At 66.4% G+C, this 8682-nt stretch carries 7 protein-coding genes and 1 pseudogene; 4 read left to right on the top strand and 4 right to left on the bottom strand.

Translation table 11 applies throughout. The features are described 5' to 3' along the window. Both GJ693_RS16945 and GJ693_RS11370 read left to right on the top strand, forming a co-directional pair. Window positions 1-494: pseudogene (locus tag GJ693_RS16945) on the top strand (hypothetical protein); the annotation flags it as partial. A 76-nt stretch (window positions 495-570) separates the two neighbouring features. Next, entirely contained in the window at window positions 571-2706 is a 2136-nt protein-coding gene (locus GJ693_RS11370) for a KAP family P-loop NTPase fold protein (RefSeq protein ID WP_156256418.1), read from the top strand. On the opposite strand, the gene GJ693_RS11365 is transcribed toward GJ693_RS11370, so the two are convergent. The 4 genes from GJ693_RS11365 to GJ693_RS11350 all read right to left on the bottom strand — a co-directional run bounded on the left by GJ693_RS11365 (window position 2703) and on the right by GJ693_RS11350 (window position 7436). Next, entirely contained in the window at window positions 2703-3248 is a 546-nt protein-coding gene (locus GJ693_RS11365) for an HD domain-containing protein (RefSeq protein ID WP_156256417.1), read from the bottom strand. The two genes, GJ693_RS11370 and GJ693_RS11365, sit on opposite strands and share 4 nt — an antisense overlap. Window positions 3249-3264: 16 nt before the next feature. After that, a complete protein-coding gene (locus GJ693_RS11360; protein ID WP_235902842.1) occupies window positions 3265-4995 on the bottom strand; it encodes a class I adenylate-forming enzyme family protein in 1731 nt (576 codons plus the stop codon). 112 nt (window positions 4996-5107) lie between these two features. Continuing rightward, the gene (locus tag GJ693_RS11355; protein ID WP_156256416.1) at window positions 5108-6244 is read right to left on the bottom strand and encodes an acyl-CoA dehydrogenase family protein; all 1137 of its coding nucleotides are present in this window, start codon (window positions 6242-6244) and stop codon (window positions 5108-5110) included. Between the two features lie 4 nt (window positions 6245-6248). Continuing rightward, window positions 6249-7436, bottom strand: coding sequence for an acyl-CoA dehydrogenase family protein (locus GJ693_RS11350; RefSeq protein WP_156256415.1), 1188 nt, complete (start codon window positions 7434-7436; stop codon window positions 6249-6251). A gap of 85 nt (window positions 7437-7521) precedes the next feature. On the opposite strand from GJ693_RS11350, the gene lgt reads away from it, so the two are divergent. Beyond that, complete coding sequence (gene lgt, locus GJ693_RS11345) at window positions 7522-8394, top strand: prolipoprotein diacylglyceryl transferase (protein ID WP_408014568.1); 873 nt, start codon at window positions 7522-7524, stop codon at window positions 8392-8394. After that, a partial coding sequence (locus GJ693_RS11340) for an SAM-dependent methyltransferase (RefSeq protein ID WP_408014567.1) occupies window positions 8391-8682 on the top strand: 292 nt, incomplete at its 3' end. The genes lgt and GJ693_RS11340, both read left to right, overlap by 4 nt.

Genomic DNA, 8682 nt, shown 5'->3' with positions numbered 1-8682 from the left:
CGCCCCCGCCGCCGCCCGAACCGGAACCGGCGCCCGAACCCGAGCCGGAACCGCCCCCGCCGCCGCGCCGCGCCGCGCCCTGGCTGAAATGGCTGGTGGCGATCGTTCTGGGCGCCGCCTTCACCACCGCGTCTGTTGGCCTGTGGGTGGGCAGAGTCGATCCGGAAAGCCTGCCCGGCGTCTCCGATGCGCTGGCGCAGCTGGCGCCGCCGCCGCCGCGGCTCGATGTCAGCCTGGTTGGCCGGCTGACGCGCCTGCCTGATGGCACCGCCATCCTGGAAGTGACCGGCACCATCCACAACCCCGGCCGCATCACCGTGCCGGTGCCGCCGCTCAGGGCCCGGCTGATGCTGAACGACACCCCCATGCGCGACTGGACCATCCCGCCACCGGCAACCAGCGTCGGCCCCGGCAAGACGCTGATCTTCGCCTCCAGCCTGACCGACATTGTTGCCGGCATGCCACTGAGCGTGCAGGTGCGCTTCGGGCGATAGCGTGGACTTGAGCGCAGGGAGCGGTTAGCCTGTTGTGGGGTCGGACAGGCAGGCATCGCAGCCGGGGGGCAGCGCCATGGACGAACCATTATCCGAATCCGCCGCCGGGCCGGATGGGCCATCGCGCAAGGCCGCGCGGCCGAAATCGGCCAAAGGCGAAAGCATCGCCAAGGGCATCAGCGCGGCCGCCAGCATCGTTGGCCAGATCGCCGCCATCACGGGCGATGTGTCCGATAATGTTGGCCAGGCCGCCGCTGCCACCATCAGTTTTGCCAATGCCGATCGCGGCGAAATGGTCATCGATGTCGAAGCATGGGTCTCAGCCCTGCTGACCATCAAGCCCAGCGGCCGCGTGGCCACGGCCGCAAACTGGTTGCAGCAATGGACGAAGTCCGAGGGCCTGTCCTTCAAGCTGCGCGCCGGCCCCGCGATCACACCCGCGCTGCCCTTCACCTTGTCGATCAGCATGCGGGAGGATGTGTTGCCACGGGCTGTGGCGCTGCGGGATCTGACCATGAGCGGTCAGGCACAACCGGTCGGGCTGCGCCATATCCTGTTCGCACTCACAGAACAGCCGCCGGTCAAATGGCCGTCCCTCGCGGATGATGGGACGGTGCCCGCTGCCGCCCTGCTGCGGTTGCGCGCACTGGTGGCCGATCAGACCTCGCGCAATCCGCTCAAGGACGAGGACATGTTTGCCTGGCAGGAATTGGCGGGCTCGCCGTTGCCCCAGGCATCGACCACGGCAAAACCACCTCCCGCCGAACGGACACCGCTCCTCTCCGACAACCCCGCCGCCGTTGACGAACTCGGCCGCAAGCCGCTGGCCGATGCGCTGGCCGCCCGGCTTGTGCGGCTGCAAAAAGCCGAGGCGGCGAGCAGCGATCCCAAGGCGGTGATGGTGCATCTGCATGGGCCATGGGGGTCGGGCAAATCCAGCCTGGTGCGCTTCCTGTCGGACACGCTGGGCCGGGAAAGCCCGCGCTGGCTGGTGGTGGAGTTCAACGCCTGGCGCAATGCGCGGGTGAAGCCGCCCTGGTGGTACATGCTCACCGAATGGAAGCGGCTGCTGGCGCGCCGACTGCTGGCCGATGTGAAGCTGCTGCACTGGGCCTGGCTGCAGCTGCGCTGGGCCTGGGTGTCGCCATCAGTGGACAATGTCGTGCTGGTCGCCGGCGGCCTCCTCGTGCTGGCGCTGTTCGCGCTGTTCGGCGACAACGCCAGCCAGATCAAGGAGGCGCTGAAGGGCGGCCCGGAACTGCTCACGTTGGTCACCGGCACCATCGCCGGCCTGGTGGCGGGTGGCCGCGCCCTGCTGTTGGGCAGCAAGCAGGCGGCCGAGACCTTCGATGCGCTGCGCACCGACAGCTATCGCCCGTTCGTGCGCCTGTTCGACATGCTGGTGAAATCCTCGCCCTGCCCGGTGCTGATCGTGCTCGACGATCTCGACCGCTGTGACCAGCAGACGGTGACCGACCTTTTGGAAGGCATCCAGACCCTGTTTCGCAGCCAGCCGGTGGTGTTCATGGCCGTGGCGGACCGGCACTGGATCACCGCCAGCTTTGCCGAACGCTTCGAATTGTTCGACAAGGGCGGCGACAAGGCGCGGCCGGTGGGCGACCTTTTCCTCGACAAGATGTTCCAGGTGTCAGTCAGTATCCCGGCGCTGCCAGTGGCGGTGAAGCGCGCCTATCTCGGCCGGCTGGTGGGCATCGAGACGGCGCCGACCGTCACCGCCACCCTGCCCGACACCGCGCTGCGCCACGAGGAAATCCAGGCCGCCATCGCCGAAGCGCCCGAAGAACAGCGCCCAGCCCTGCGCGCCCAGGCGGTGGCGCGGCTGGCCACGGTGCAGGCTGACAAGGCGGTGGAGCACAAATTGCTGCGCTGGGCCTCCTACATCGAGCCCAACCCGCGCGGCATGAAGCGGCTGGTCAATGCCATCGGCATGATGCAGGCGCGCACCCTGCTGGAAGGGCGCAGCGTCGATTTCGATGCGATCGTGCTGTGGACCATCCTCGATCTGCGCTGGCCGCGGGCGGCGGCGGCCATTACCGGCGATCCTGGCCTGATCGATCGCGACGGCGAAGGGCCGGAACCACTGCAGGCGGCCTGGGCCGATCCGATGTTCCAGCGCATCGCCCATGAACTGGACGAAGAGCAGGTGCGCGCCCTGATCGGCGCGCCCGAGGATGACGAAGACCGGGCCTAGATGCCCCGCTTCGGCGCCGCGAACACCCGGCGGATCTCGGGCTCGAAGCTTTCGAGGCTGTCAACGTCGTAATCCGGATCAAAGGCCGGCGCGTCCCAGCGGTCGACGATCTTTTCGGCCATGGCGAACCACGGCTCGCCGCGGAAACGTTCGCGGGCGTTGGGGTCCTTGCCCAGGTGCTCGTAATAATAACGGCCCTGGAAATCCTGGTGGTGAACGATGGCGTGATAGATATCGTCCGACACATAGGGCTTCAGCATTTCCCCGGCGATGGCACCATGATTGGGGATGCTGAACAACTTGCCGAGATCGTGGCAGAGCGCGGCGACCACCTCTTCGTCGGTTGCGCCGTCGCGGCGGGCGAGCGTCGCGGTCATCAGGCTGTGGACGAGCTGGTTGGCGCCAAAGCCGACCTCGATGGTTTCGAGGCGCTTCAGGCTGTCGATGATCTGATCGGCGGCGGCCGATTTCTGGTGCTTGCCGTGCTCGGCGGCGATGTGCATCCAGTCTTCCCTGGTGCCTTCCAGCATGGTCTTGAACATCGTTGTTCTCCCCGACTCAGGCGGCCTTTCCGGCCCACACCGCGCGATAATGCGTCCTCAGCGCCACCTTGTCGATCTTGGCAGAGCCCAGCTTGGGCAGCTGGTCGCTGCTGATCCAGACTTTCGCCGGGATCTTGTAGGCGGCGAGGCCGGCTTTCAGGAAATCCACCAGCGCATCCGGGTCAAGATGCTCGCCCGGCTTGGGATGGACGACAGCGCCGACGATTTCGCCCAACCGATCATCGGGCAGGCCGAACACCGAACATTCCGCCACCGCCGGATGGGCATAGATGGCCGATTCCACCTCCTGGCAGCTGATATTCTCGCCGCCGCGGATGATGATGTCCTTCTTGCGGTCGACGATGAACAGATAGTTCTCCTCGTCGAGATAGCCGAGGTCACCGCTGCGGAACCAGCCATCGCCGACGAACGCCGCCGCCGTCGCATCAGGCTTGTTCCAGTAGCCGCGGCAGTTGCAGACCGAGCGGATGCACACCTCGCCCACCGCGTTCGGCGGCAGCGCGGCGCCCACCGGGCCGTCGCCATCGGCGATGCGGATCTCCACCAGCGGCGGCGAGGCGCGGCCGGTCGAAGCCGGCTTGTTGCGATAATTCTCGCGGATATTGCCGGCGCCCACCCCGTTTGTTTCCGTGAGGCCATAGCCCTGCACCGGGTGCTTGCCTTCGAACTCGTGCGCCAGCCGTTCGACATGCTCGGGCGGGCGCGGCGCGCCGCCGGACGCGATGTCGACCAGAGAGGACAGGTCATATTTGTGCCGGTCCGGATGCTGCATCAGCTCCAGGCTCATGGTCGGCACGCCAACGAAATAGGTGCAGCGCTCCTTCTCGATCAGCCGCAGCGCCTCGCCAGCATCCCATTTGTGCATGATGATCATCTTGCGGCCGATGGCGATCGAGACCAGCAGCACCGGCACCAGCCCGGTGATGTGGAACAGGGGCACATTCAGCAGCATCACCTGCTGTTCGGCCGGGGCGACGCCTTGGCGGGCGGACAGTTCCAGCAGCGCCAGGCCCATGACGAGGTAATTCATCGTGCCCGACACCTGGGCGCGGTGGGTGGAGACAGCGCCCTTGGGGAAGCCGGTGGAGCCGGACGTGTACATGATGGTGCAATCATCTTCCGGCAGCAGTTCCGGCAGATACCACATGGTGTCGGGGCTGGCCGCCAATTCGTCCTCGACGCGGGCGAAGCCGAACTGGCCGGCGACTTCCTTCGACGTGCGAACGGTGATCACATTGGCGGTGCACGAAAGGGTGGCGAGGCGGCGGGCGCGTTCCTCGTCGGCGATGACCAGCCGGGCGCCGGAATCGCGGATGCCGTAGTCCATTTCCTCGGCAGTCCACCAGGCGTTCATCGGGATGCACACCGCGCCCATGTGGACGATGGCGCAATAGGCGATGGCCCATTCCGGATAGTTGCGCATGGCAACCCCAACACGGTCACCCTTGGCGATGCCGTGGCGGTGCTGCAGCATGGCGGCGAACTTCAGGGCTTTCGCATAGACATCGGCGAAGGTCAGCCGCTCCTCGCCGAACACCAGGAATTCCTTGGGGCCCTGGGCGGCGAAGAAGAAGGCGAGAAATTCGCGCATTGTCGGCGGCGCGGCTGCAAACACCGGCATGGTCACGCCATGCACGCTGGCGCTGCCGACGCCGAGCGCGCCCCCCGGCGCCGTGATGCCGGCAATCACCTCGTCCAGCGCGGCATCAAGGGCGGATTTGGTCACGGCGAAGTCTCCCAAGCTTGGCGAGCTGCTGGGCGCAGCTTCGTTACGTCGCCTTCATGCCACGCTGGTCGATGCTTGCAAGCGCAAGCATTTGCGGGGGGAGCAAGACGCCTCAATACCCCAGCTGCCTCGCAATCCGGTCGCTGTGGAAGGCGGCGTCGCCAAAGGTCTCCTGGGCGGCGCGGGCGCGTTTCATGAAGAAGCCGATGTCGAAGGCGTCGGTCATGCCGATGCCGCCGTGCATCTGCACGCCTTCGTTGCTGGCCAGGATCGCCACCTCGCCGGCCTTGGCCTTGGCCAGCGATACAAACATCGGCGCGCGGTCGCTGCCTTCGTCCAGCGCCTGCAGCGCCTTCAGCGTGGCCGATCGCGCCAGCTCGATCTCGCAGAACAGATGGGCAGCGCGGTGCTGCAGGGCCTGGAAACTGCCGATCTTCTGGCCGAACTGTTCGCGCTGCTTGAGATAATCCACCGTCATCGCGAACGACGTGCCCGACACGCCCAGCATCTCGGCGGCCAGACAGGCGCGGCCGGCGTCGAGCATCTTCTCGAGGATGGCATGGCCTTCGCCCACCGCGCCCAGCACGTCGGCGCCGTCCACCTGCACATCGCTCAGCGTCACCCGCGCGGCGCCGCGATTGTCCACCATGTGGCGCCGGTCGATCTTCACCCCGTCGGCCTTGGGGTTGACCAGGAACAGGGTGATGCCGGCATGGTCATCGGTCTCGCCGCTGGTGCGCGCTGCCACGATCAGCGTGTCCGCCGCGGCGCCATCGAGCACGAAGCCCTTCACGCCATTCAGCTTGAAGCCATTGCCCGACGGCGTTGCGGTCGTGGCGACATGGTTGGGCTTGTGGCGAGCGGCTTCATCGGCCGCCAGCGCCAGCAGATGCGCGCCCTGGGCGATCAGCGGCAGATATTTGGCCTGTTGTTCCGGCGTGCCGGCCTTCAGCGCGGTTGCCCCCAGCACCGCCGTGCTGAGCATCGGCGCGGCCGAAAGATTCTTGCCCATCGCCTCCATGATGATGCCGGCTGCGACATGCCCCATGTCCGCCCCGCCATGGGCTTCGGGCACCAGCACGCCGGCAAAGCCCATCTCGGCCATCTTGGCCCAGACGTCACGGGAAAAGCCGTTGGGTTCGGCGCTGTCGCGCAGTTGCCGGTGCAGCGCCACCGGGGCTTCGTCCTTGAAGAAACCGTCCGCCGAGTCGCGGATCATCTGCTGGTCGTCGGTGAGGATGAGCGGCATGGAATCAGGCCCCCGGCAAATCGAGCACGCGCTTGGCGATGATGTTGAGCTGAACTTCCGAGGTGCCGCCCTCGATCGAGTTGGCCCGGCTCCTGAGCCAGGACCGGGCGAGATCACCGTCGCCTTTCTCCTCGCCGTCGAACACCAGCCCGTCGCTGCCGCGGATCGACATCAGCAGCTGCATGCGCTCCTTGTTCAGCTCGGTGCCGTAATATTTCAGCATGGAGGACAGCGCGCCGGTGCCCTGGCCGCTCTTGGTCTCGGCCATCACCCGCTCCATCGTCAGCGAAAACGCCAGCGCGTTGATTTCGTGGCGGGCGATGTCGGTCCTGAGCGCGGTGTCGGCGAGGATGGCGGCATCCAGCCCGATCAGGCGCTTGGCGATGTTCGACACGCTGTCGCGCTGGCCGCCGCCGGTGGAATCGCTGCCACCGATCATGTCGCGTTCGTGGGTGAGCAGATATTTGGCGATGTCCCAGCCCTTGCCGGCCGTGCCCATCAGGTTTTCCTTGGGCACCTTCACATTGTCGAAGAAGGTCTGGCAGAAAGGCGACGAGCCGGAGATCAGCTTGATCGGACTGGTCGAGACGCCCGGCGAGGCCATGTCGAACAGAAGGAAGCTGATGCCCAGGTGCTTGGGCGCGGCGGGGTCGGTGCGCACCAGGCAGAAGATCCAGTCGGCCTTGTCGGCATAGCTGGTCCATACCTTGGAGCCGTTGACGAGGTAGTGATCACCCTTGTCCTCGGCCGAGGTGCGCAAGGACGCCAGGTCAGACCCGGCGCCCGGTTCCGAATAGCCCTGGCACCAGCGGATCTCGCCGCGGGCGATCTTGGGCAGATGCTCCTTCTTCTGGGCTTCGTTGCCATATTTCAGCAGCGCCGGGCCGAGCATCCAGATGCCGAAGCTCGACAGCGGCGAGCGCGCCTTGATGCGGCGCATTTCTTCCGAAAGCACCTTGGCCTCGGCGCGGGACAGGCCGCCGCCGCCATAGTCGGCCGGCCATTCCGGCACCGTCCAGCCCTTGGCGCCCATGCGCTCCAGCCAGACGCGCTGGGCGTCGTTCTTGAACTGGCAGTTGCGGCCACCCCAGCACACATCATCGTCATCGCGGATTGGCTCGCGCATTTCCGGCGGGCAGTTCGCCTCCAGCCAAGCCCGTGTCTCGGCACGGAATGTGTCCAAATCGGCCATGCTCGCCTCTCCCACTGGAATATTCGTCGCCTGGCTTTATGGTGCGCCGCGCGTGCCAAGCAAAGCTGGCAGATGATGTAGAGGCATGATGCTCCCGGAATTTTTCGCCCCAGGGTTCCAGAGTGCCGTGGATTTCACCACGCTCCCGGTGCGGCCAGAGGCGTTCACCATCCCGGCCTTCCACCTGCTTGGCCAGGATTGGGGGCCGTTTGCGCTGCGCTGGTACAGCCTGGCCTATATCAGCGGCATCGTCGCGGCCTGGTTCCTGCTCACCCGCATGATCCGCCGGCCGGGCGCCCCGCTGTCGCAGCCACAGCTCGATGATTTCATCACCTGGGCGACACTCGGCGTCATCGGCGGCGGCCGGCTGGGCTATGTGCTGTTCTACAATCTCGACAAGTACAAGGCCGATCCCATTGAGATATTGCGGCTGTGGGATGGCGGCATGAGCTTCCACGGCGGCTGTTTCGGGGTGATCGCCGCCTGCTTCCTGCACGGCTGGTTCGCCAAATATTCGGGCCTGCGCCTGCTTGATTATGTCGCCACGGTCACGCCGATCGGGCTGGGGCTGGGGCGGGTGGCCAATTTCGTAAATGGTGAGCTGTGGGGCCGGCCCACCGGCGGCGATTGGGGCATCATCTTCCCCGATGCCGGGCCGCTGCCACGCCACCCCAGCCAGCTGTATGAAGCCGGGCTGGAAGGCGGCGTGCTGTTGATCGTGCTGACCTGCCTGTTCTGGTTCACCCCCGCCCGGCTGCGGCCAGGCCTGCTGGCAGGCGTGTTCGGCGTCGGCTATGGCCTGTCGCGCTATATCGTCGAAAATTACCGCGAGCCTGATGCCCAGCTCGGCATTCTTTCAAGCGGCCTCACCATGGGCCAGACGCTCAGCCTGCCGCTGATCCTGGCTGCGGCTCTGCTGTTGGTGGTGGCGCTGGTGAGGAAGCCCGTCACAGCGTGAGCCTGGCCGAGACCCTCGCGCTGCGCATCGCTGCCGACGGCCCGCTGCGCCTCGATCAGTGGATGGCGGCCTGCAACACCGCCTATTATGGCGGCGAAGACCCGTTGGGCCGCGATTTCACCACCGCGCCGGAAATCAGCCAGATGTTTGGCGAGATGATCGGCGGCTGGATTGGCGACCTGTGGCTGCGCGCGGCCAAGCCGCCGCTGCACCTGGCCGAGCTCGGCCCCGGCCACGGCACGCTAATGGCCGACGCGCTGCGCCTGCTCGGCCGGCTGCCGGGCTTTG

Source organism: Sandarakinorhabdus oryzae (genome assembly GCF_009733735.1).
Classification (GTDB): domain Bacteria; phylum Pseudomonadota; class Alphaproteobacteria; order Sphingomonadales; family Sphingomonadaceae; genus Sandarakinorhabdus; species Sandarakinorhabdus oryzae.
The sequence above is the reverse complement of the archived record's forward strand: the minus strand, read 5'-3'. Positions and strand labels throughout refer to the sequence as shown.

Bases quoted from the DNA above. Each gene is read 5' to 3' on its own strand.
- GJ693_RS11370 (WP_156256418.1), top strand. From the start codon at position 571: ATGGACGAACCATTATCCGAATCCGCCGCCGGGCCGGATGGGCCATCG.
- GJ693_RS11365 (WP_156256417.1), bottom strand. From the start codon at position 3,248: ATGTTCAAGACCATGCTGGAAGGCACCAGGGAAGACTGGATGCACATC.
- GJ693_RS11355 (WP_156256416.1), bottom strand. From the start codon at position 6,244: ATGCCGCTCATCCTCACCGACGACCAGCAGATGATCCGCGACTCGGCG.
- GJ693_RS11350 (WP_156256415.1), bottom strand. From the start codon at position 7,436: ATGGCCGATTTGGACACATTCCGTGCCGAGACACGGGCTTGGCTGGAG.
- lgt (WP_408014568.1), top strand. From the start codon at position 7,522: ATGATGCTCCCGGAATTTTTCGCCCCAGGGTTCCAGAGTGCCGTGGAT.